This window comes from Falsigemmobacter intermedius (assembly GCF_004054105.1).
Classification (GTDB): Bacteria; Pseudomonadota; Alphaproteobacteria; order Rhodobacterales; family Rhodobacteraceae; genus Wagnerdoeblera; species Wagnerdoeblera intermedia.
This window is the reverse complement of sequence record NZ_SBLC01000003.1, coordinates 151,941-174,589: the sequence shown is the minus strand read 5'-3', so window position 1 is coordinate 174,589 and position 22,649 is coordinate 151,941. Positions and strand designations below refer to the sequence as shown.

The window sequence follows — 22,649 nt, the reverse complement described above, 5'->3', positions numbered from 1 at the left end:
CGTTTTTGCTTCAGAGGTTGGCCGTCTCGCCGATTGCGATACAGGCGGCGGAGCCGATCGGGGTCGGACGCCGCTCAGGGATTGCGAGTTTGCACTCAGGGCGGACCAGCGGGCAGCGCGGATGGAAGGCGCAGCCGGGGGGCGGCGAGATCGGGTTCGGGATTTCCCCCTCAACCGATTTGCGGCGGCGGCCCGAGAGCGCGAGATCCGGCACCGCTTCCAGCAGCATGCGGGTATAGGGGTGCTGCGGTTGTTTGAAGAGCTCTTTGGCCTCCGAGACTTCAACGAGGCGGCCGAGGTAGAGCACGCCGATGCGGTTCGCCATATGGCGCACCACCGAGAGGTCATGGCTGATGAAGAGATAGGTCAGCCCCAGCTCATCCTGCAGGTCGCGCATGAGGTTGAGGATCTGCGCCTGAACCGAGACATCAAGCGCAGAGGTCGGCTCGTCGCAGACGATGAACTCGGGCTTCGAGGAGAGCGCACGGGCAATCGCGATCCGCTGGCGCTGGCCGCCGGAGAATTCATGCGGGAATTTTTCCGCATCTTTCGCCGAAAGGCCCACGACGCCGAGAAGACGCTCCGCTTCTTTGCGGGCGTCGGTGGCATTGGCCATGCCGAAGGTGATCATCGGCTCAGCGATGATATCCCCCACCCGCCAGCGCGGGTTCAGCGAGGCAAAGGGATCCTGGAAGATCATCTGGAAGCGGCGGCGCAGATCGCGCAGTTCTTTAGGGGACATGGAAGCCATGTCGCGCCCGTCAAAGGAGATTTTGCCGCCTGAGATTCCGACAAGGCCCACCATCATCTTGGCGATGGTGGATTTGCCCGAGCCGGATTCGCCAACAAGGGCGAAGGTCTCGCCACGGTTGACCTCGAAGGAGACATCTGCGGTGGCGGTGAGGAACTGTTTCTCCTCGCGCTCGATGACGCGGTTCAGCCAGGGTTTCGAGACGTCGAATTTCCGCCAGAGGTTTTCAACGCGGATCAGCGGGTCAGACATGCGCCTTCTCCTCATCGTAAAGCCAGCAGGCGACCTGACGGTCGTTGGGGCGGTTGATCGGATCAGGACGCTCTGCGGTGCAGCGGCCGAAGGCTTTGGTGCAGCGCGGGTTAAAGGCACAGCCCGGCGGGATGGCGTTCAGGCGCGGCATCGAGCCGGGGATCGAGATCAGGCGCTCACTCTCCTGGGTGAGGGTCGGGATCGAGCCCATCAACCCTTGGGTATAGGGATGCTCAGGCCGGGTGATCACGTCATGGACCTTACCGATCTCGGCGAGGCGGCCTGCGTAGAGCACCGCCACGCGGTCTGCGGTTTCCGCGATCACGCCCATGTCGTGGGTGATCAGCATGACGGCGGCGTTGCGCTCAGCACAGATCTCTTTGATGAGATCGATGATCTGGGCCTGGACCGAGACATCAAGTGCGGTGGTCGGCTCATCGGCGATGACCAGTTCCGGCTCTGCGCAAAGCGCAAGCGCGATGACCACGCGCTGGCGCATGCCGCCGGAGAAATGGTGCGGGTAGTCGTCGATGCGGCGCGCAGCCGCCGGGATTCCCACGCGGTCGAGCAGCGCGATGGCGCGCTGGCGCGCCTCAGCGGCAGAGACCGGGAGGTGGGTCATGATCGTTTCGGTCAGCTGTTTCGCGACCGTATAGAGCGGGTTCAGCGAGGTCAGCGGATCCTGGAACACCATGCCGATGCGGCGCCCGCGCACCTTGCGCATGGCGTCGGGCGAGAGGTTGTCTATCCGCTCCCCTTTCAGCAGGATTTCGCCCCCGGCGATGCGGCCAGGCGGCTCCAGAAGCCCGATGATCGAGGCGCCGGTCAGCGATTTACCGGCACCGGATTCGCCCACCATGCCCAGCACTTCGCCGGGCATGATGTCGAAGGAGACGCCGTTGAGTGCAGTCAGCACACCCCGGCGGGTCGGAAATTCGACCTTCAGGTCGCGGACGGAAAGCAGCGGCTTTGTCATTTCAGCCTCGGATTCAGAGCGTCGCGCAGCCAGTCACCCAGCAGGTTGACCGAGAGCGCCAGCGCCAGCAGCGTGGCGGAGGGGAAGAGCAGGATCCACCACTCCCCGGAGAAGAGATATTTCTGACCATTGCCGATCAGCGTGCCAAGCGACGGCTGTGTCGGCGGAACACCCACCCCAAGGAAGGAGAGCGTTGCCTCAGAGATGATCGCCAGCGCCAGCGAGATGGTCGCAATGACCAGCACCGGGCCAAGCACATTGGGCAGAATATGGGTGAAGATGATCCGGGCCGGATGCACGCCGATGACGCGGGCGGCCTGGACATATTCTTTGTTCTTCTCAACCATGGCTGCGCCGCGCACGACGCGGGCGAACTGCACCCAGTCCGAGAGGCCGATGGCCACGATCAGCACCCATATCGCCATGGTCTCACGCATATTGGTGGGGATGACGCCGCGGGCGATGCCGAAGATCAGCAGGGCAATCAGGATCGAGGGGAAAGACAGCTGCACATCCGCGATGCGCATCAGCAGGCTGTCGACCCAGCCGCCGCGCCAGGCCGCGATCAGCCCCAGGGTGATGCCGAGGATCATCCCGAAGGCAACGGCCGCAAAGCCCACGAAAAGCGAGATCCGCGCGCCGTAAAGGATGGTCGAGAAGATATCGCGGCCCTGGTTGTCAGTGCCCATCAGATAGGTATTGCCGGAAAATTCATTCGGCACCATCGGACGCGAAAAGCCGTCCATCAGGTTCAGCGACGAGGGATCGAAGGGGTTGTGCGGCGCGATCCAGGGGGCGAAGACCGCGCCCAGAATGATTGCCAGCGCCACAATGGCCGCGATGATGGTCACCGGCGAGCGGCGGAAACTATAGGCAATATCACTGTCCCACATTCGGGCCAGTTTACTGGTGGATTGGCTCATCGGCTGGCTCCGGTCATCGGAAGGGTCATCTGGCGGCGCTGGCCGCCGCGAAGGGCGTGGAGGGGCTTGCGCATCAGTGCTTGCCCCCGCCATCCAGCCGCAGACGCGGGTCAACGATATAGTAAAGGACGTCCACGATCAGGTTGATCACCACGAAGATCGCCGCAATCATCATCAGATAGGCCGCCATCACCGGCACATCGACCGCTTTGACCGAGTTGATAAACAGCGAGCCGATGCCCGGCCATTGGAACACGGTCTCGGTGATGATCGAAAAGGCGATGATCGAGCCAAGCTGCAGACCCATCACCGTAATCACCGGCACCATGGTGTTCTTCAGCGCGTGACCAAAGTGGATGGCGCGCTGCGACAGACCGCGGGCACGGGCGAATTTCACGTAATCGGTGCGCAGAACTTCCAGCATCTCAGCGCGCACAAGGCGCATGATCAGCGTCATCTGATAAAGCCCCAGCGTCACCGCCGGCAGCACCAGCGAGGCGCGGCCTGAAGACGTCAGGAAACCTGTCGTCCACCAGGAGGTCACCGCAACGGTATCCCCGCGACCAAAAGAGGGCAGCCATTTCAGCTCAACCGCAAAAATCCAGATCAGCAGCACGCCGATCAGAAAGGTCGGCAGCGAGACCCCGATCAGCGACAGGGTCATGATCCCGTTCGAGGCCACGCCCCGGCGGTTCAGCGCGGTGTAAACACCAAAGCCAACCCCAAGGATGAAAGCCGCGGTGCCCGAAACCAGCGCAAGTTCAAGCGTGGCAGGCAGACGCGACAGGATGAGCTTCATCACCGGCTCCTGCAGCCGGTAAGAGATTCCGAAATCTCCCTGCACGGCGCGGGTGATGAAAGTCCAGAACTGCACCACAAAAGGGTCGTTCAGGCCAAGCTGCTGACGCAGTGCCTCACGATCCGCGAGGGAAGTCTCCTGGCCCACCATGGAGTTAACCGGGTCACCAACGAAACGAAAGAGGGCGAAAGAGATCAGCGCAACGACCAGCATAACGAGGATCGATTGCAGAACTCTGCGAAGTGAATAGGCGAGCATGGGTGTTTGGACATCCCCTGGCTGGCAAAGCCGCCGATGCATCAGCACCGGCGGCTCTGGCGAATGACCGGACCCGGGCGCCTGCCCCGGTCCGACCGATCAGATCACTTGAAGGTGACCGTCGACATATTGGCTTGGTTTTCCGGGTGAACGGCGAGATTGATGCCGTCTTTCATCGCATAGGCGAGCACCTGGTTGTGGATGTTCAGGATGATCTTCTCATCCATCACGACTTTCCAGATTTCCGCGATCTGCGCGTTGCGCGCCTCGAGGTCGGTCATCGTCGCCAGTTCCTCGATTTTCTTGTCGAGCTCCGGGTTCGAATACTGACCGCCGTTATACGAGCCATAGCTGCCGGTCGGCGTATGGACGAGGAAGTCGAAGACATATTGCGAATCGAAGGGCGGCACGCCCCAGCCCAGCAGATAGAAGTCGCTCTCGCGCTTTTCGATCAGCGGGAAGTGCAGGTTGCGCGACTGCGACACCAGGTTTGCCTTGATATTGGCGCGGCTGAGCATCGCCACGACGGCCTGACAGATCGCCTCATCATTCAGATAGCGGTCGTTCGGGCAGTTCATGTCAAAGCTGAAGCCGTCCGGATAGCCCGCTTCTTTGACCAGCTCGGCCGCTTTCGCGTAGTCGGGCTTGTCATAGGCGTCAAGCTCTGCGGTCCAGCCGTTGGCAAAGGGCGGCAGCGGCATGGCACCGGGCTGCGACTGGCCGCGCATCACGACCTGTTTGATCGCATCGCGGTCGATCGACATGTGGATCGCATCGCGCACGGCCTGTTTCGCGAAGGGGTTGTCGTCGGTATTGCCCGAGCGCAGCTTCGGCGAGGAGACGTCATAGGCAAAGAAGATCGAGCGGTTTTCCGGGCCGTTGACCACGGTGACGCCATCGGTCTCCTGCAGGCGGATGACGTCCTGCACCGGCACGTCCTGCACGAAGTCGATCTCACCCGAGAGGAGTGCGGCCACACGGGTCGCAGCTTCTGCGATCGGGGTGTAGATCACCTCGGTCACCTGGGGCTTCTCAGCCCAGTGGTTCTCGTTCAGCGTGAGAACGGTTTTCACTTCCGGGTCACGCGAGACCAGCTTGTAGGGACCGGTGCCATTGGTGTTGCGAACGGCGAAGTTGTCTTCGCCTGCTGCGAAGTTCTGCGGCTCAACAACGTTGTTCTTCTCTGCCCAGCCTTTATCAACGATGAAGAAGTTGGTCAGGTTCTGAACGTAAAGCGGCGAGGGGCCGTTGGTTTTGATGTGAACGGTAAAGTCGTCCACGGCCTCAGCCGACACGGCGGCTGCATGCAAAGCCCGGAAGCCCGAGGATTCTGCCTTCACGCGGTTGAACGAGAAGACCACGTCCTCTGCCGTCAGATCCGCGCCGTCATGGAACTTTACGCCCTGGCGGATCTTGAAGACCCAGATCGACGGATCATCGGGGTGGATGTTCCATTCGGTCGCCAGACGCGGGGTCAGCGAGCCGTCGGTTTCACGAAGAACCAGAGTCTCATAGATGTGGTGCAGCAGCGTCGAGGTCGGACCCTCGTTTTGCGAATGCGGATCCAGCGTCAGCGCATCGGCCGAACGGGCCCAGCGGATGGTTTTTGCATCAGCAGCCGAAAGGCTCAGCGCGACGGCCGCAGCCGACAGCATGAGGCCGGCGGTGGCGCGGCTGAATCGGGGCATATGAGTCATCTGGGCTCCTCCTGAGAACCGGGACCGCTGACTGGCAGTCCCCTACCATTCCCGCTCCCCCGGAGCGGTGAAGTCTGTCATGTAACGAATGACGTTTATAAGCGTCAATTCCGCCGCTTCGCATTGTGCCTGAAATTCACGCAAACGGGGCATTATAACGCAGGCGTGATCATGTTTTTCAGCCCATTCCTCAGGGCAGATGCCGGGGCCAGAAACGAAACCGCCCCGGAACAGCTCCGGGGCGGGGTTCAGTCATCAGAGAAGATCAGCTCAACCCGCTGATTTTTCTTCCAGCATCAACCATTCCTCTTCCGCTGCGGCAAGCGCGGACTGGCGCTCTGCCAGCATATCCGTGGCGCGCTTCGCCTTCACCGGCTCGCGGGTGAAAAGATCCGGCGTGGCCAGCAGTTCCGAGAGTTTGCCAATCTCAGCCTCCAGCCGCTCCATCACTGAAGGCAGCTCTTCGAGACGCTTTTTCTCGGTAAAGCTCAGACCCGCTTTCGCAGGCGTAGCTTTCGGTGCCGCGGCCGCGACCGGGGCGGCGGAAGGCGCTGAGGTCTTTCCGGTCTTGCTGACCGAAAGCGCAACCGGATTTCCGCCGCGCTGGACCAGCATGTCGCTCCAGCCGCCGGCATAGACCGTCGCCCGTCCGCCCCCTTCGAGGACCACAGTCGCCGTCGCCACCCGGTCGATGAAATCCCGATCGTGGCTGACCAGCAGCACGGTGCCCGGAAAATCCCCTAGGATGTCCTGCAGCAGATCCAGCGTCTCCACATCGAGATCGTTGGTCGGCTCGTCGAGGATCAGGAAGTTAGATTCCCGCGCCATCAGCCGCGCCAGCAGCAGACGTGCCTTCTCACCGCCGGAGAGGCTTTTGACCGGTGCCCGCGCCTGACGCTCGTCAAAGAGAAAGTCTTTCAGATAGCCCACGACGTGTTTGGGCACGCCACGCACCATGACCTGATCCGACGCCCCCGAGACCGCCATCTGCGGGTCATTCGTCAGACTGTCCCAAAGCGTGGCTTCGGGATCAAGCTGGGCACGGGCCTGGTCAAAGACCGCCACTTCCAGCCCGGTCCCCAGCACCACCGTGCCGGTATCCGGGGCAAGCTCGCCGGTCAGCATTTTCAAAAGCGTGGTCTTGCCCGCGCCGTTGGGCCCCACAAAAGCGATCCGGTCGCCGCGCATCACCCGCAGATCGAAGTCTTTAATGACCGGACCCGAGCCGAAATCTTTGCTGATCCCGGTCGCCTCAATGACGCGCTTGCCCGAAGTGGGCGCTGCCTCGATCTCCATGGCGGCGGTGCCCTGACGGCGGATCTGCGAGGCGCGCTCCGCCTTCAGCGCATCCAGCGCCCGCACCCGGCCCATATTGCGCTTGCGCCGCGCCGAAATACCCTCAACGGCCCATTTCGCTTCGGCTTTGATCTTGCGGTCTAGCTTGTGGCGGGCCGCGTCTTCTTCGGCCCAGACAGTGTCACGCCAGTCCTCAAAACCATCAAACCCTGATTCGCGACGGCGCACCTGACCACGATCGATCCAAAGCGTCCCTTTCGTCAGACGCTTCAAAAATGCGCGGTCGTGCGAAATCAGCACAAAGGCTGAGCGGGTCGTCGAAAGCTCATTTTCAAGCCATTCGATGGCCGCGATATCAAGGTGGTTGGTCGGCTCATCCAGAAGCATCAGTTCGGGCTCAGAAGCCATCAGCCTTGCCAGCGCCGCGCGACGACGCTCCCCGCCCGAAGCGGTCGCCACCGGGGTCTCGGGATTAAAGCGGAGGCCCTCCGCCACGGCGGCGACTTTCCACTCTTCCCCGTCTGAGAGTGCTGCCGCAGCATAATCGCCAAGCGTCTCAAAACCCGAAAGATCCGGGTCCTGCTCCATATATCCCACAGTGACGCCAGGCGGGACGACGCGGCTGCCCTGATCGGCCTCCGCAAGCGCAGCCATCACCTTCATCAGGGTGGATTTGCCCGACCCGTTGCGCCCGACCAGCGCCATCCGGTCGCCGGCCTGGACCACAAGGTCAAGGTCATCAAAAACAGGGTTTCCGCCAAAGGTGAGCGAGATACCGGAGAGCTGAAGAAGGGGTGCACGTGCCATGTCATCGGCACTAGGCCAGCCTCTCAGCAGGGTCAAGCGGTGAGGTTCGCGCCCTGCGGCAAAGCGCCTCAGAAAATTCTTGCAATATCTCTTTTTCGTGGCATCGTGAGCCTGCGACGTCTTTCTATCGACACCGGTCTGCCCATGGCGCCTCGTCTCCGATCTGACTTGACTGCGCCGGGCCGTCACATTCCGTGGGCGGCATCAGACAGGAGGTTTCACAATGGCCAACGGCACCGTGAAATGGTTCAACACCACCAAAGGCTACGGCTTCATCGCACCGGAAGGCTCGTCGAAAGACGTCTTCGTGCATATCACCGCTCTTGAGCGCGCCGGCATCCGCGCCCTCAAAGACGGCCAGCCGGTCACCTTTGACATCGAAAAATCGCGCGACGGCCGCGAATCCGCGACCAATATCGCACTCGCCTGATCCGGTCTTCATCGCCGGTTTCAGTCTTTGAAAGGCCCGCTCCTGCGGGCCTTTTGCTTGCGCCTCAAAGGGAGTCGCAAGCCGCAACGTGTAAAAGATGAGTATTTAAGAAAAAGCCAAAGACAAGGCGCGAACTTCACTTTGGCTTTTTCAAAATACTCCCGGGTGGGGTCCGGGGAGGGCGGAGCGCCTCCCCGGCGGTGCCGCGCTCACCACTTATGGAAGATGAAAAAGCCGCCCGCTGCGATGAAGGCAAAGCCCACAAAGTGGTTCCAGCTCAGCGGTTCTTTCAGCCAGAAGATGGAGAAGACCGCAAAGACCGAGAGGGTGATGATCTCCTGGATCGTCTTCAGCTGAGCCGCATTGAAATAGCCATATCCGATGCGATTGGCCGGGACCTGCAGCACATATTCAAAAAAGGCGATGCCCCAGCTGATGAAGATCACTGTGATCAAAGACGCGCCGGGATGCTTCAGGTGGCCATACCAGGCAAAGGTCATAAATACATTGGCCAGAAGCAGAAGGCCGATGGTCATCAGAGGAATGGGAAGGGACATGGGGTTCACACCTGCGCGATTTCCACCTCAGACCTAGCGCAGCGGACCGGGTTTCGCCACAAAAGAAAGGCCCCGCTGCGGGATGCCAGCGGGGCCTTTTTATCAATGTCTCAAAGGTCAGGCTTTGCGGTTCAGACCGAGCAGCTGGTAGATCACAAGGGCTGCAAGCGTCGAAGTGCCGATGCCACCGAGAGCAAAGCCGCCGAAGGTCACGGTGAAATCGCCCGCTCCGAGGATCAGAGCAACACCGGCGGTAAAGAGGTTCCGCGGATCGGAAAAATCGACCTTATTGTCGACCCAGATCCGCGCCATGGCAGAGGCGATCAGACCAAAGACCGAAACTGCCAGGCCGGCGAGGACCGGAGCCGGGATGGTCTGCAGCAGCGCACCGAACTTCGGAGAAAGCCCAAGGATGATCGCAATCACCGCCGCAATCGGGAAGATCAGCGTCGAATAGACTTTCGTCATCGCCATCACGCCGATGTTCTCAGCATAGGTGGTCACACCTGTGCCGCCGCCCGCGCCCGCGATCATGGTGGCAATCCCGTCGCCCAGGAAGCCGCGCCCGATATAGGGGTCCATGTTCTTGCCGGTGATCGAGCCGAGTGCTTTGATGTGACCCAGGTTCTCAGCCACAAGCACAATCGCCACCGGGGCAATCATGGTCACGGCGCTCCACTGGAAGACCGGCGCAGTGAACTGCGGCAGGCCGAACCAGGAGGCCGCAGCAACTTTGCTGAAGTCAATGGCGTCAACACCGGGAAGCGTGCCGCCAAAAATCAGCACCAGCAGATAGCCAAAGACCATCGCCATCAGGACCGAAACCCGGCGCAGGGCCTGGCTGCCGTAGCAGGACACAACCCCCATCGCGAGCACGGTCAGCAGGGCGATGATCATATGCCCCGCCGAGGCCTCTCCCTTCATGCCAAGCTGGCTGACCGCGACGGGCGCAAGGTTCAGACCGATGGCCATACCGATGGTCCCGGTCACAACCGGCGGCATCAGCTTTTCGACCCAGGCCGATCCTATCGCCATGACCACCAGGCCGATCAGCGCGTAGATCAGGCCACAGATCACTATACCGCCAAGGGCATGGCCGATGGTGGCGCCCGGCGCGCTCATCACCGCGAGGACCACAGCGATAAAGGCGAAGGATGAGCCGAGATAGCTCGGCACCCGGCCGCCGGTCAGGATGAAGAACAGCAATGTGCCGATGCCCGAGAAGAACACCGCCACATTCGGGTCAAACCCCATGATGATCGGTGCCAGGATCGTCGAGCCTGACATTGCGAGAAGATGTTGAAACGCCATCGGAATGGCGGCAGCGGCCGGAAGTTTCTCATCCGGCAGCACTGTGGCGCCGCTCGCGGGGCGCCAGTTCGGGAAATAGCCCATGCGTGTCTCTCGGGAATAACAGAGTGTGAGGGCTGCTTACGCCGATCTGCGCAAATTGCCAGTGCAAAAAGCCAAAGCGCCTCAAACCCGGGCCGATGGGTGCGAAAACCCCACAAAACTCTGGAAAATCGGGATTATTTTACCAATTGATCAAATAATTCCGATTTGATTTCTGACATGCCGAGCGCTTTTCTTACAGGCTGAGACCCGCAGATCGCCCTGTCACTCACAGCCAATGATCGGCCCCCGGCGAATACGGACACGGCCCTGCCGGGATCACCGGCAGTAGGAGCCTTTGCGATGGCGCGCGGTGTCAAAATGCAGATGGTCCTCATGCATGCCATCAGACCCGGGCCCCAGGGTGGTGCCAAAGATCCCGCAGGCAGCGCGGTGGGCGGCGCGGATCGGCGCGCCCTGGCGTCCTTTGTAGTCGCGCAGAATCGAGAGACTCGTTCCATTCGCAAAAGAGATGCCCGAGATATCGACCGCCCTGCCCCGGCCATGCTCTGAGATTTTTGCCCCGGCACGGTGATTACGGGTGCGGCAGACGTAACTTCCCGCGATCTGCAGCCCCGTGACACCGCCATTGGTGGCACCGAAGGCAGGCTTCAGCCCGCGCTGCACCCAGGTGTTCAGGGCCCGCGCCGTGTCGCAGTCCATAGTGGCTGCCTGGCTCAGACGCACACCGTTCACTGAGGTGATTTTCACCGGATTGGCGATGCCACAGCCGTTCACCCGTCCTGCGATCGGCGAGATGGTTTCGCCGATAATCCCTGGCACACCGCAAACCGCGCCGCGCGTGCCGGTGATCCCGGCCCCGATCCCCGGCGCGGGGCGCACCACTGCGGCCGGGACGAGCTGACCACTGTTGTCATTGGGGTTATGCAGCGCGGCACCGCGCCCCTGGGTCCGGGCACCTGGCAGCAGGACCGGGGCCGGAGCGACCTGAGCCTGGCGCGGCACGATCACCCCGGCGGGACGCGCTTCGGGGCGCAGGGCCGGGTAAAGCGCGATGGGGGTCGTTGGCGCTGCCGCCACAACGGTGGCTGCAGGTGGCGTCTCCGGGCGCGCACGGGGGCGCAAGGCCTCTGCGGGCACCAGAGAGGCCGACTCCGCCCGTTCCGGCACGCCTGTCTCAGCCGCGACGTCCGGACTCACTGCCTGAGTCGCAATTGCCCGTGCCGCCGGGCGCAGAGTCTGAGCCGGGGCGAGGGAACCGCCCGCCCCTTGCGACGGCAAAGCAGCCGCCGGACCGAGGGTCAGGACAAGAGCCGCCACTGCAAGACACCAGGCTTTAACCACCCTCACTCCTTCCCTTTCAGGGCAGTTGCGCCCCCCGCTGCGGCCACACGGCCAAAGTCCGGAGCGGCAGTATCCTGCCCTGCGTCAATAATGCCACGACGGATTGCGCGGGTGCGGGTGAAGTAAGCGTGAAGCTGCTCACCATCCTCCATGCGGATGGCACGCTGCAGCATGAAGAGTTCTTCCGTAAAGCGGCCCAGAATATCGAGCGTCGCCTCTTTGTTGGTCAAAAAGACATCGCGCCACATGGTCGGGTCCGAGGCCGCAATGCGGGTGAAGTCCCGAAAGCCGGAGGCCGAATATTTAATCACTTCCGAGTTTGACACCCGCCGGAGATGATCGGCCACGCCCACCATGGTGAAAGCGATCAGATGCGGCGTATGCGAAACGACCGCCAGCACCAGATCATGATGCGGGGCATCCATCTCATCCACATTGGCCCCCATCCCCTCCCAGAAGGCGCGCAGTTGTGCGACCGCCTCGGGGCGGCTCTGCGGTGTGGGCGTCAGCAGACACCAGCGGTTGCGAAAGAGGCTCGCAAAGCCGGAATGCGGCCCCGAATGCTCGGTCCCCGCAAGCGGATGCGCGGGCACGAAATCCACGCCTTCAGGGATATGCGGCGCGACCGCCTCAATCACCGCCTGTTTCACCGAACCCACGTCGCTGACGCAGGCACCGGGCTTCAGATGCGGGCCGATCTCAGCCGCAATCGCCGCCATAGCCCCCACCGGCACCGCCAGAACCACCAGATCCGCGTCTTTTACGGCATCAGTTGCAGTGGCGAAGACCTCGTCGCAAAAACCGATCTCCAGCGCGGCTTTGCGCGTGGCCTCAGATTTCGCATGCCCCGCGACCGATCCGGCAATTCCGGCCTCGCGCATGGCATGGGCCATGGACGAGGCGATAAGACCCAGCCCGATCAGGGCGACACGCTGATAGATCACGCTCATTCGCGCACCCCTTTGAACTGGCCGATGGCATGGGCAACCCGGCGGCAGCCCGGCTCATCGCCGATGGTGATGCGCAGACACTGCGGCAGACCATAGCCCGCCACCATCCGCACGATCAGCCCGCGCTCTTTGAGAAACGCGTCGCAGGCCTGCGCCTCCTCCGCATCCGCAAAACGGGCAAGAATGAAATTCGCAAAAGACGGATCAGAGGGCACGCCGAAATCGGCGAGCGCCTCAGCCAGCCAGCCGCGCATCCGCGCGTTCTCATTGCGGCAGCGGGTCAGAAACTCCTGATCACGCACGGCGGCCTCTGCCACCTCCAGCGCCACGGTGGAGAGATTGAACGGCCCCCGCAGGCGGTTGAGCACATCAATCACATGTTGCGGACCATAGCCCCAGCCAACCCGCAGACCGCCAAGGCCGTAAATTTTCGAGAAGGTCCGCGTCATGACCACATTGTCACGCGCCTCCACCAGCGAAGCCCCGGCGTCATAGCCCTGCACATATTCCGCATAGGCGCCGTCCAGAACCAGAAGCGCCTGCGGCGGCAGAGCGGCAGCCAGACGCGCCATCTCACCATTGCCGATCATCGTGCCGGTGGGGTTATTCGGGTTGGCCAGAAAGACCAGCTTCGTGCGCTCAGTGCAGGCCGCAAGGATCGCATCGACATCCGTCACGCGCTCTGCCTCTTTGACGCAGACCGGTGTGGCCCCGGCGGCAAGCGCGCTGATCTTATACATCAAAAAGCCATGCTCGGTGTGGATCACCTCATCGCCGGGGCCGGCATAGGCCTGACAGAGGAAATGGATGATCTCATCCGAGCCCACGCCACAGATAATCCGCGCAGGATCCAGCCCCCAGATCTCCCCAATCGCCTGACGCAGGCTCAAGTGGTCAGTGTTGGGATAGCGGTGCAGGGAATGAACCGCGCGGGTGAAAGCCTCACGCGCGCGGTCCGGTGCCCCGAAGGGATTCTCATTTGAGCTGAGCTTGACGACATTGCTGACGCCTTCGACCCGCGCCTGGCCTCCCTCGTAAAGGGCAATATCCAGAAGGCCCGGCTGCGGGCGGATCGTCGGGTGCATGAGACGGCTCGCTTCAATCAGTTCCCGCGGGTTCTAGCCCCGGCTTACATCTCTGACCAGAGGGAAAGACGCCCCCCGCCCCGCTTCAGTATTTGGAATATTTCGCCTTCGCGGTGAACCAGTCCATCACCGCCAGCAGAACACCCGAGAGCACGAAGGTCAGATGGATCACGGTCATCCAGAAGAGCTCTGTCTCGCCGTATTTCGCATCCGCCGCGCTCTCACCGATCTCCATAAAGCGCTTCAGCAGCGAGATGGCCGAAATCGCCACGATCGAGGCGATGACCTTCATCTTCAGCCCCGAAAAATCCACCGTTCCCATCCAGCCCGGACGGTCCTTGGCATCCTGAATATCAAGCTTTGAGACGAAGTTTTCATAGCCCGAGAACAACACGATCACGATGAGATTGGCTGCCAGCGTCAGATCGATGAAGGTCAGCACCACCAGAATCCCGCGATCCGCGCTCATCGTCATGACCTGCGGCACATAATAGAAAAGGTCGCGCACAAAGATCGCCAGCAGCATCATCAGGGTGACCACAAGGCCGAGATACATCGGCGCCATCAGCCAGCGGCTGGCAAACAGCACCCGCTCAAAGCGCACTTCAACAGTTGGTTTTTCGGACATGGGACCCGTCTCAGTAAGAATTCGTCTTCCACATAGCGAAGCCCGAAGGAATTTTCATCCCGCAGATGAAAAATCTTTCTTCCTGCCGTCACAGATCCCGACAGGCGCAAAGACCAGACCCCGAAAATGCAAAAGGCCGCGCAAAGCGCGGCCTTTCCAACAGGTCCTGAAGATCAGGATCAGTTTTTCGCGTAGTATTCGACGACCAGGTTCGGCTCCATGACGACCGGATAGGGAACGTCCGAGAGAGCCGGGGTGCGCACGAAGGTCGCGGTCAGCTTCGAGGTGTCGACTTCCAGGTAGTCCGGGGTGTCGCGCTCGGTCAGGGCAACGGCTTCCAGAACGATCGCGAGCTGCTTCGAGCGGTCACGAACAGCGATGACATCGCCTTCTTTGACGCGGTAGGAAGCGATGTTCACGCGCTTGCCGTTCACGGTGACGTGGCCGTGGTTCACAAACTGACGGGCTGCGAAGATGGTCGGCACGAATTTCGCGCGGTAAACCACTGCGTCCAGACGACGCTCGAGCAGACCCACCAGGTTCTCACCGGTGTCGCCCTTGACGCGCTCAGCTTCGCCGTAGATTTTACGGAATTGCTTTTCGGTCAGGTCGCCGTAGTAGCCTTTGAGCTTTTGCTTGGCGCGCAGCTGGATACCGAAGTCCGAGAGCTTCGACTTGCGGCGCTGGCCGTGCTGGCCCGGGCCGTATTCGCGCTTGTTCAGCGGCGACTTGGCGCGGCCCCAGATGTTTTCGCCCATACGGCGGTCAATTTTATACTTGGCAGCGGTCCGTTTGGTCATCGCTGATCTCCTTCAAAGTAAATGCCCCTGCCCGAAGCGGGCGAGAGACATGAAGGGCGTTGTCCTTTCCTTCAGGACCGGACAACCGGCCCTTCAGGCGACAGGAATCCTCTTGCGAGGCCCCCCAACACCAATGAAAAGCCCCGGCAGAAACCGGGACTTCGGGGCTGATACTCTGCCCTCCCGCCCCTGTCAACGCCCCCTGCCCGAAATCCCCCCCCGGGCAGGGTGTACAGGTCGTCCAACCTGACTTTGGCTTTTTAAAAATACTCCCGGGCGGGGTCCGGGGAGGGCAGGCAGCCCTCTCCGGCGCTCTCAGCCCGCGATACGCCCGCCGGTCAGAGCCCGCGAAGCCCGTTACGGAAACGCGCCGCGTTCCTCCGGTAGCCTTCCGCGCTGTTCAGAAGCTTCGCCTGCGCCTCAGCCTCCAGCATCCGCACGACTTTTCCCGGCGCGCCCATGACCAGCGCACCATCGGGAATCTCTTTGCCTTCCGCAATCAAGGCCCCGGCCCCGATCAGACAGCCTTTGCCGATCTTCGCACCGTTCAGAATGATCGCCCCCATCCCCACCAGAGAGCCATCCCCGATGGTACAGCCATGCAGCACCGCCTTATGGCCGATGGTGCAGTTTTCTCCCACCGTCAGCGGATACCCCATATCGGTGTGAAAGACGCAGTTCTCCTGCACATTCGATCCGCGCCCGATGGTGATCCACTCATTATCGCCGCGCAGAACGGCATTGAACCAGACCGAAGCGGCCTCCTCCAGCCGCACCTTTCCCATCACATGCGCGCCCGGCGCCACAAAGGCATCCGGCGCAATCTCAGGCTCAAACTCATCCAAGGCGTAGATCATGGCACTCCTCCCTGCCGATCCTGTCACTGCGTGCGCTCAGTTCAGCGCGGCAAATTCGGTATCAAGCCCGCGCACGAAATCCACCAGCGCCGGCTGACGCGCTCGGCGCAGCCGCTCGGCCTCGACAATGGTGATCAGCTCGCGGGCGGCCTGATCGATGTCATGGTTCACCAGCACGTAATCATATTCCGCCCAATGGCTGATCTCGGCCTGAGATTTCGCCATGCGCCCCGCGATCACCTCTTCACTGTCCTGACCACGGCCGCGCAGACGGCGCTCCAGCTCCGCAATCGAAGGCGGCAGGATAAAGACCGAAACGACATCCTGGCCCAGCGCCGAATTACGGATCTGCTGACCGCCCTGCCAGTCCACGTCAAAGAGCGTATCGCGCCCCTCACGCATCGCCTGCTCGACGGGACCGCGCGGGCTGCCGTAGTAATTACCAAAAACCTCAGCATGCTCCAGCATCTGCCCCTCCGCCACCATGGCGCGGAAGGTGTCATGGTCGCGGAAATGATAATGCACCCCGTCCTCTTCCCCGGGACGCGGATTGCGCGTGGTGGCCGAGACTGAGAATTTCAGCGTCGGGTCCCAGTCCATCAGACGGCGGGCAAGCGTGGATTTTCCCGCACCCGAGGGCGAGGAGAGGATCAGCAAAAGACCACGACGGGCCATCGGTCACTCCAGATTCTGGACCTGTTCGCGCATCTGGTCGATCAGGTGTTTCAGATCAAGCCCGATCCGGGTGAGCGCAATGTCCCCCGATTTCGAGCAAAGCGTATTGGCCTCACGGTTAAATTCCTGGGCCAGAAAATCGAATTTACGCCCCACCGGCGCCGCCTGCGCCAGAAGCGCACGGGCGGCCGCGATATGAGCGCTCAGCCGGTCGGTCTCTTCGGTGATATCGGCTTTGACTGCAAGCAACGCGAGTTCCTGCGCGAGCCTCGCGGGATCCGCCTCAGTCGCCCCCAGGAGACGGCGCACATTGTCGTGCAAAATCTCGGCCTGACGGGGTCGGCGGGCCTCAGCCGCGGCGCGGGCCTCAAGTGTCAGCGCCTCAATGGCGTCGATCTGCGCGAGAAGCACCGCACGAAGCGCCGCGCCTTCTGAGGCGCGCATGGCGTTGAAATCCGACAGAAGCGCGTGAAAATCCGCCATCAGCGGCGCAAGCAGGGCAGCGGTGTCGCTGTCATCACTCACCGCGGCCTCGGTCACGCCACGCACCGAGAGCACATCCCCCGCCGTGGTCGGTGCCAGCACCAGCCCCGCCTCCAGCGCAGCCGCCTGCACCTTGGTCAGCGCCGCAATGGCCGTGGCAAGAGCAGCCTCATTCACCCGGAACGTCTCAGCCCCCTGGGCACGCGAGAGCTTCAGGTTGATGCTGACATTGCCCCGGCTGAGGCGCTTTCCCGCTTCTGCGCGAACCGCCGCCTCAAGCCCTTCGACAAAGTCGGGCACCCGCAGACGCAGATCCAGCCCCTTGCCGTTCACTGAGCGCATATCCCAAGCCCAGGACCAGGCGGCGAGAGTGCCCTCTCCCTGCCCGCGCCGGGCGGCAAAGGCAGTCATCGACAGCGGTGCGGTCTGGCTCATGGGGCTCTCCGGGGTGGTGTTTCCTCCTTCAACCACAGGACGCCGCAGGGGGAAAGCCCCGGGAAGGGACGGCAGTGCCCCCTCAGCCCGCCATCAACCGCGAGAGCCGCCCAAGGCGCGCGCGCTTCAGCAAAGGTTTCAACGCCTGCGGCTCACCCGAAATCGCCTCAGCCTTCGCGCGGACCGCGTCCAGAACGCGGGCCATTTCCTGCGGATGGTGGGAAGCCAATTCCCACAAAAGCCCGTCCGGGTCGCGCCGCTCCAGCCCTTCTGCGGCCAGAACACCTTTCGGAAAATCAGCGGCGTTCACCGTGATGATCGCTTCGGCCCCGGCATGGATCGCGGCGGCGAGAACATGAAGGTCATTCTCATCGGGCAGAACCAGTCGCGCAGCGATATGGGGCGAGGGGGCAACTTCTGCCGCAGGCCAGGATGCACGCATAAGCGCAATCTCAGCCCGGGCCTGATCTTCGGCCCCGGGCCCCAGCTTGCGGGTGGCCCGCGCCCATTCCTCCAGGATACGTGCCGACCAGAGAGGCTGGTAAAGCCCCTCGGCCGCCGCTCCGATCAGGATCTCGCGCAGGATGGTCGGAAACAGAACGCAGGCATCGAGCAGAAGCTTCGGTCGGCTGTGCGCAAAGCTCACGGGGTCACGCCCGCCTTGATTAAAGCCGCATGGATGGCAGCATCGCGGCCATAGATGTCGCGGCGATACTGCATCTTCCCACGCGCATCCGAGAAGGCCGTGCGGTAATCAAGATGCACCGGCACCGGCTCTTCCAGATTGATCCGCGTCTGTTTGCCGCTGTTGAGCGCCCGCTGGAAAAGACCCTTCGGGTCGTCGCTCTGCCGCGCGAGCAGCGCATAGGCGAAGTCAAAGGGATCATTCAGCCGCACACAGCCCGAGGAGAACGCCCGCGCATCCCGCGCAAAGAGGTGCTTATCCGGCGTGTCATGCAGATAAATCGACCAGGGATTGGGGAACATGAATTTCACCCGCCCCAGGGCATTCGACGGCCCCGGCGGCTGCTTCAGGCTGAAAGGGAAATTCCGCGCCGTATAGGCTGAGAAATTGATGGCAGACCGCGGGATCTCGCGCCCCCGGCTGTCCACGACCTTCAGGTGGCTCAGGGCATTGGGGTTGGCCTGAAGCTTCGGGAGATAATCACGCCGGATGATGCCCGGCGGCACCGTCCAGTCGGGATTGACCTCAAGATAGGTCATCCGGTGGCTGAACTCCGGCGTGCGCTTCTCATCCTTGGTTGAGCCGATCACCGCCCGGGTCTCAAAGCTGACCTTGCCGTCATCGATCAGTTTGACCGTATAATCGGTGAGATTGACCCAGATATGGCGATCGCCGCGCGGGATATTGGCCCAGCGTTCCCGCTCAATCGCAACGGTGACGGCGGCAAGGCGCTCTTCGGCGGCGGTGTTCAGAGCACGCAGCGTGGCTTCTCCGGCCACGCCATCCGCGCTCAGCCCCTGATCTTCCTGAAAGGCGCGGACTGCCGCCACGATGGAGCCGTCATAAGACGCCGTCGCGCTGCGCCCCAGATAGCCCATGGCCGCAAGCCGGTCGCGCAGGGCCACCACCTCAGGCCCTTCGGACCCAGGACGCAGGGACTTCGCCGTAATCGTGCGGCCCCAGCCCCCGCCGGCGATCTGACGCTGCAGGTCTGCGCGGGCACGCAAGAGCCGGACATATTCGGGATTACGCGGGCTGAGGCTGTTGAGAAGCCGCTGCGGGTCGGCCGCAAAGGCTGCAAGAACCTCAGGCTCTTCGGGACGCGGCAGGCTGCGCACGATCCCCGGATCAATCCGCGCCGGGGTCAGCACGCCGGAGGAGAGGTCACGGGCATAATCGAGCAGCGCACGGGTCATGCGGATCTCAAGGCGCCCGCGGTCTCCCTCAGAGCGCAGCTGCGCAAAAGCGCGCCGCAGACCGGCTGCATCATAGCGTGCCACGGGAAGGGCATGAAAGGCGGCCCCGTCTAAGGCCGCCAGCAGGGCCGCGCGGCGGGTGATTCCCTCCGGCCCCTCTGAGGTCCAGAACGACTCATAGCCGCGATCGCGGAAAAAATTCTGAACCGCCTCATCGCCCGAGGCCGCAGCCGCCAGCGCCTGGCGAAACCCGCTGGTCTGCGGCAGCGTCGCCGGGACCATCACGGCCGTGCCGCCGGTGGCTGCCCCGCTGACCTGCGCCACAGCCGGCGCGGCGTGAAGCGAAAGACCTGTGAGAAAAACCAGCACAGCGCCCGGAAGACCTTTGGTGCATTTCCGTGCAGAAGGGTAAAATTTATCCGAAAACAAGTACATAACCCGTTACCTATATCCCTATACCCATCCGCGTCAGCACGAGATGTCAGAACTCAGATGTCGCAAATCCTGCCCACCACCTGAACCCCTGAGACGCAGCAAAGCTCCGCTTTTCTGCGCCTGGGCTTCATTTGTGACAGAACTGCCACGACTGCGCAAAGACCACTCAACCGGACAGGGGATAGCGCCCCTGCCCTCTTCCTAACGCACAGAGATTGCCGTTGTTCAGCAATTTTCTGCCTATTAATGCGAAAAACCTTCCTTGTCGCACCCCCGCCGGGTTGGCCCATGGGAAATGCCATGTCATAAAACACCTGCATTTGGGGATGCGAAACAAAAGGAACGAAGGGTATGGCGGTCTCGCAAGTTTCCGTCCGGCCCCTGAGGGACAGGCAAATACAATGACGGATAACGGGTCTACCGATCTCTCGCGGCGTCGGCTGCTGGGAATCTTCGCGGCCGGGATCGTTGCTGCGGCACCCACCTACTCGAACGCGTTTGGCTTCCTGCGCGGTGCCGGGGATGTGCGCCGCCTGCGGATGTACTCGGGTCGTACCGGCGAGAGCCTGGACACCATCTATTGGATCGACGGCAAATATATCCCGGAAGCGCTGAAAGAAGTGAATCACTTCATGCGCGATGTGCGCAGCGGTTCTGTGCATAAAATCGACACCCGCACGCTCGATATTATCGCGGCCACCCATCGCATGATGGATGTCTCTGAGCCCTATATGCTGCTCTCGGGCTTCCGCTCGCGACAGACGAACAATGCTCTGCGCTCTAACACCCGCGGCGTTGCGCGCAATTCGCTGCATATGGTGGGTCAGGCAGCCGATCTGCGGCTGAAGTCCCGCTCTGTGAGCCAGATGGCCCGCGCAGCAGAGGCCTGTGCCTCGGGGGGTGTTGGTCGCTATTCGCGCTCAAACTTCGTCCACATGGACTGCGGCCCGATCCGCACCTGGGGCGGCTGACCCCAAGTCCTTTTGCACTTCCCCGTATAAGCCCGCTCCGGCGGGCTTTCGGCTTTCCAGAGATGCTGCAGCTCTTCTCTTCCCGGTTATAAAGACAACCTGCGAGAGCAGGAGAGGTTCCCGCAATACTATATTCCGGCACTAAAAAACCGCAGGCACGCGGCCTGCGGTCCTGGCGGGGTAAGACCCCTCTGCCCCCGAAAGGTGATCAGAGCCCCTGCGCTTTTGCAATCTCTTCCGACCAGCCCAGAGTCAGCCCGCCGGGGCCGCGAATGACAGGGCGCTTCATCAGCGTCGGCTGCGCCGCAAGCTGGGCCTCAGGTTCAGATTCGCGCAGAAAGTCAGAGAGCGAACGCCAGGTGGTCGACTGACGATTGATGATCGCCGGACCAAATTCGGTCACCAGCTCATCGATTTCCGCCTCAGTCAGCGGGTCTTTGCGGACATCGCGAAAGCTGACCTCAATGCCCTCATTGGCAAAGGCCTTCAGCGCCTTTTTGCAGGTGTCACAGGTCGGAATTCCATAGAGGATCATCTTAATTTCCTAAAATCGCCACGACATAGGCCTGAGTCTCAGCATAGGGCGGCACGCCGCCGTGCTTCTCGACCGCGCCCGGCCCCGCATTATAGGCCGCAAGCGCGTGGCGCCAGTTGCCGAAACGCGCATACATCATCTTCAGATAGCGGGCACCGCCCTCAAGGTTCTGATGCGGATCCGCGATATTGACGCCCAGCTGACGGGCCGTGTCGGGCATCAGCTGCGCCAGACCGGTGGCGCCTTTGTGCGAAACCGCCGCCGTGTTGAACCCTGATTCCCGCTGCACCAGGCGCAAGAACAGATCTTCCGGAATGCCGTGCCGGCGGGCGGCCGCCCTGGCATGGGCCAGCCATTCGCCGCGATAGCGGCCCGCGTAACGGGGAATCATCCCTGAAGTTGAGGTGGTTGCCGATTGCTTCGCGCGGGGCGTGAGACGGGAGGAATTTTCATATTGCCGCGACAATCTTGTATCAAGAAGTCGGGTCTGTTGCGAAAACAAGGCTTTACGATTGCTGCCTGCCCCCGGTCTGCTGCGGTCCTGCGCGCTGGCCAAGCCCGCGCTGATGACCAGCAGAACCAGCCCTGCCCCAACCCACTGCCTGCGCATATTCGCCTCTGACACCCTTGTCGTCCGCCGGCATATTAGCCTCTGCAGCCCTGCCGAACAGCCCCCGTTTTCAAAGCGGCAATTCCCTGCCAAAGTTGCGCCGTGCCGACACATTGGCTACACAGGCCAGACTGCCGGGCAAAGCCTGGCTCATCCCATTTTTTACAGAGGTCCCGCATATGGCAGGTTCGGTCAATAAGGTCATTCTCATCGGCAATCTCGGCCGCGACCCCGAAATCCGCAGCTTCCAGAACGGCGGCAAAATCGCCAACCTGCGCATCGCGACGTCGGAAACCTGGCGCGACCGCAACACCGGCGAGCGCAAAGAGAAAACCGAGTGGCACACCGTCACCGTCTCGAACGAGGGTCTGGTCCGCGTGGTCGAGCAGTTTCTGCGCAAAGGCTCAAAGGTCTATATTGAGGGCCAGCTTGAGACCCGTAAATGGCAGGACCAGTCCGGCCAGGACCGCTATTCGACCGAAGTGGTGCTGCGCGGCTTCAACAGCCAGCTGACCATGCTTGATGGTCGCGGCGAAGGCGGCGGTGGCGGCGGCTTCGGCGGCGGCCAGGGCGGTGGCGACTACGGTGGCGGAAATGACTTCGGCGGCGGCCAGGGCGGCTATGGCGGCGGCGCAGGCGGCGGCAGCTACGGCGGTGGCCGTTCGCAGGGCGGCGGCCAGCAGGCCCCGCGCGACGCGGGTTTTGACGACGAAATCCCCTTCTGAGGCTGCCCCCCGGACCAAAGCTGAGACCGCTTTTACGCCCCTCTGACAGACGTCAGGGGGGCGTTTTCATTTGGCGGGCTGATCTGATGTCATAGCCCCGGCCCCCGCTGCGGTCATGAAAAAGGGCTGCTCTCGC

23 protein-coding genes are annotated in these 22,649 nt (G+C 62.1%); 3 read left to right on the top strand and 20 right to left on the bottom strand.

The window, feature by feature from the left end:
• Positions 1–10: 10 nt before the first annotated feature.
• The 6 genes from EP867_RS03165 to EP867_RS03140 all read right to left on the bottom strand — a co-directional run bounded on the left by EP867_RS03165 (position 11) and on the right by EP867_RS03140 (position 7,759).
• Positions 11–1,003 carry an ABC transporter ATP-binding protein gene (locus tag EP867_RS03165; protein ID WP_128486749.1) on the bottom strand — a complete coding sequence of 331 codons (993 nt, stop codon included), beginning with the start codon at positions 1,001–1,003 and terminating at the stop codon, positions 11–13.
• Positions 996–1,979 carry an ABC transporter ATP-binding protein gene (locus EP867_RS03160; RefSeq protein ID WP_128486748.1) on the bottom strand — a complete coding sequence of 328 codons (984 nt, stop codon included), beginning with the start codon at positions 1,977–1,979 and terminating at the stop codon, positions 996–998. The genes EP867_RS03165 and EP867_RS03160 overlap by 8 nt, the downstream gene beginning before the upstream one ends.
• Positions 1,976–2,902, bottom strand: a complete 927-nt coding sequence (locus tag EP867_RS03155) for an ABC transporter permease (RefSeq protein ID WP_128486747.1) — start codon at positions 2,900–2,902, stop codon at positions 1,976–1,978. The genes EP867_RS03160 and EP867_RS03155 overlap by 4 nt, the downstream gene beginning before the upstream one ends.
• 73 nt (positions 2,903–2,975) lie before the next feature.
• Positions 2,976–3,959 (bottom strand): ABC transporter permease, encoded by a 984-nt coding sequence (locus EP867_RS03150; RefSeq protein ID WP_128486746.1) that lies wholly within the window; start codon positions 3,957–3,959, stop codon positions 2,976–2,978.
• A gap of 104 nt (positions 3,960–4,063) precedes the next feature.
• Complete coding sequence (locus EP867_RS03145; protein WP_241656799.1) at positions 4,064–5,656, bottom strand: ABC transporter substrate-binding protein; 1,593 nt, start codon at positions 5,654–5,656, stop codon at positions 4,064–4,066.
• A gap of 270 nt (positions 5,657–5,926) precedes the next feature.
• Positions 5,927–7,759 (bottom strand): ABC-F family ATP-binding cassette domain-containing protein, encoded by a 1,833-nt coding sequence (locus EP867_RS03140; protein ID WP_128486745.1) that lies wholly within the window; start codon positions 7,757–7,759, stop codon positions 5,927–5,929.
• A 223-nt stretch (positions 7,760–7,982) separates the two neighbouring features.
• Between EP867_RS03140 and EP867_RS03135 the strand changes: the two genes are divergently transcribed.
• Entirely contained in the window at positions 7,983–8,189 is a 207-nt protein-coding gene (locus EP867_RS03135) for a cold-shock protein (protein WP_128486744.1), read from the top strand.
• Positions 8,190–8,398: 209 nt separating this feature from the next.
• Here the strand turns inward: EP867_RS03135 and EP867_RS03130 are convergent, their stop codons facing one another.
• The 12 genes from EP867_RS03130 to EP867_RS03075 all read right to left on the bottom strand — a co-directional run bounded on the left by EP867_RS03130 (position 8,399) and on the right by EP867_RS03075 (position 19,606).
• On the bottom strand, positions 8,399–8,746 hold the full coding sequence (locus EP867_RS03130; RefSeq protein WP_128486743.1) for a DMT family protein: 348 nt from the start codon (positions 8,744–8,746) through the stop codon (positions 8,399–8,401).
• 117 nt (positions 8,747–8,863) lie between these two features.
• The gene (locus EP867_RS03125; RefSeq protein WP_128486742.1) at positions 8,864–10,141 is read right to left on the bottom strand and encodes a solute carrier family 23 protein; all 1,278 of its coding nucleotides are present in this window, start codon (positions 10,139–10,141) and stop codon (positions 8,864–8,866) included.
• Positions 10,142–10,417: 276 nt separating this feature from the next.
• The gene (locus EP867_RS03120; protein ID WP_241656798.1) at positions 10,418–11,269 is read right to left on the bottom strand and encodes an extensin-like domain-containing protein; all 852 of its coding nucleotides are present in this window, start codon (positions 11,267–11,269) and stop codon (positions 10,418–10,420) included.
• A gap of 176 nt (positions 11,270–11,445) precedes the next feature.
• Entirely contained in the window at positions 11,446–12,393 is a 948-nt protein-coding gene (locus EP867_RS03115; RefSeq protein ID WP_128486741.1) for a prephenate/arogenate dehydrogenase family protein, read from the bottom strand.
• Positions 12,390–13,478 carry a histidinol-phosphate transaminase gene (gene hisC, locus EP867_RS03110; RefSeq protein ID WP_128486740.1) on the bottom strand — a complete coding sequence of 363 codons (1,089 nt, stop codon included), beginning with the start codon at positions 13,476–13,478 and terminating at the stop codon, positions 12,390–12,392. Before hisC ends, EP867_RS03115 begins: the two co-directional genes overlap by 4 nt.
• Positions 13,479–13,563: 85 nt before the next feature.
• The gene (locus tag EP867_RS03105; protein ID WP_128486739.1) at positions 13,564–14,106 is read right to left on the bottom strand and encodes a TIGR00645 family protein; all 543 of its coding nucleotides are present in this window, start codon (positions 14,104–14,106) and stop codon (positions 13,564–13,566) included.
• 179 nt (positions 14,107–14,285) lie between these two features.
• On the bottom strand, positions 14,286–14,906 hold the full coding sequence (rpsD, locus tag EP867_RS03100) for a 30S ribosomal protein S4 (protein ID WP_128486738.1): 621 nt from the start codon (positions 14,904–14,906) through the stop codon (positions 14,286–14,288).
• 338 nt (positions 14,907–15,244) lie between these two features.
• Complete coding sequence (locus EP867_RS03095; protein WP_128486737.1) at positions 15,245–15,763, bottom strand: gamma carbonic anhydrase family protein; 519 nt, start codon at positions 15,761–15,763, stop codon at positions 15,245–15,247.
• Between the two features lie 36 nt (positions 15,764–15,799).
• Complete coding sequence (gene gmk, locus EP867_RS03090) at positions 15,800–16,438, bottom strand: guanylate kinase (protein WP_128486736.1); 639 nt, start codon at positions 16,436–16,438, stop codon at positions 15,800–15,802.
• A gap of 3 nt (positions 16,439–16,441) precedes the next feature.
• Positions 16,442–17,356, bottom strand: a complete 915-nt coding sequence (locus tag EP867_RS03085) for a YicC/YloC family endoribonuclease (protein WP_241656797.1) — start codon at positions 17,354–17,356, stop codon at positions 16,442–16,444.
• Between the two features lie 82 nt (positions 17,357–17,438).
• Positions 17,439–18,002 carry an RSP_2648 family PIN domain-containing protein gene (locus EP867_RS03080; protein WP_128486735.1) on the bottom strand — a complete coding sequence of 188 codons (564 nt, stop codon included), beginning with the start codon at positions 18,000–18,002 and terminating at the stop codon, positions 17,439–17,441.
• Entirely contained in the window at positions 17,999–19,606 is a 1,608-nt protein-coding gene (locus tag EP867_RS03075; protein ID WP_241656796.1) for a L,D-transpeptidase family protein, read from the bottom strand. The genes EP867_RS03080 and EP867_RS03075 overlap by 4 nt, the downstream gene beginning before the upstream one ends.
• A 467-nt stretch (positions 19,607–20,073) precedes the next feature.
• On the opposite strand from EP867_RS03075, the gene EP867_RS03070 reads away from it, so the two are divergent.
• Entirely contained in the window at positions 20,074–20,643 is a 570-nt protein-coding gene (locus tag EP867_RS03070; RefSeq protein WP_128486733.1) for a YcbK family protein, read from the top strand.
• A gap of 208 nt (positions 20,644–20,851) precedes the next feature.
• On the opposite strand, the gene EP867_RS03065 is transcribed toward EP867_RS03070, so the two are convergent.
• Entirely contained in the window at positions 20,852–21,178 is a 327-nt protein-coding gene (locus EP867_RS03065) for an arsenate reductase family protein (RefSeq protein WP_128486732.1), read from the bottom strand.
• 1 nt (position 21,179) lies between these two features.
• Positions 21,180–21,788, bottom strand: a complete 609-nt coding sequence (locus EP867_RS03060; RefSeq protein ID WP_128486731.1) for a lytic transglycosylase domain-containing protein — start codon at positions 21,786–21,788, stop codon at positions 21,180–21,182.
• A gap of 179 nt (positions 21,789–21,967) precedes the next feature.
• Here EP867_RS03060 and ssb point away from each other — a divergent pair, with 179 nt between their 5' ends.
• On the top strand, positions 21,968–22,513 hold the full coding sequence (gene ssb, locus EP867_RS03055) for a single-stranded DNA-binding protein (protein ID WP_128486730.1): 546 nt from the start codon (positions 21,968–21,970) through the stop codon (positions 22,511–22,513).
• Positions 22,514–22,649 lie beyond the last annotated feature (136 nt).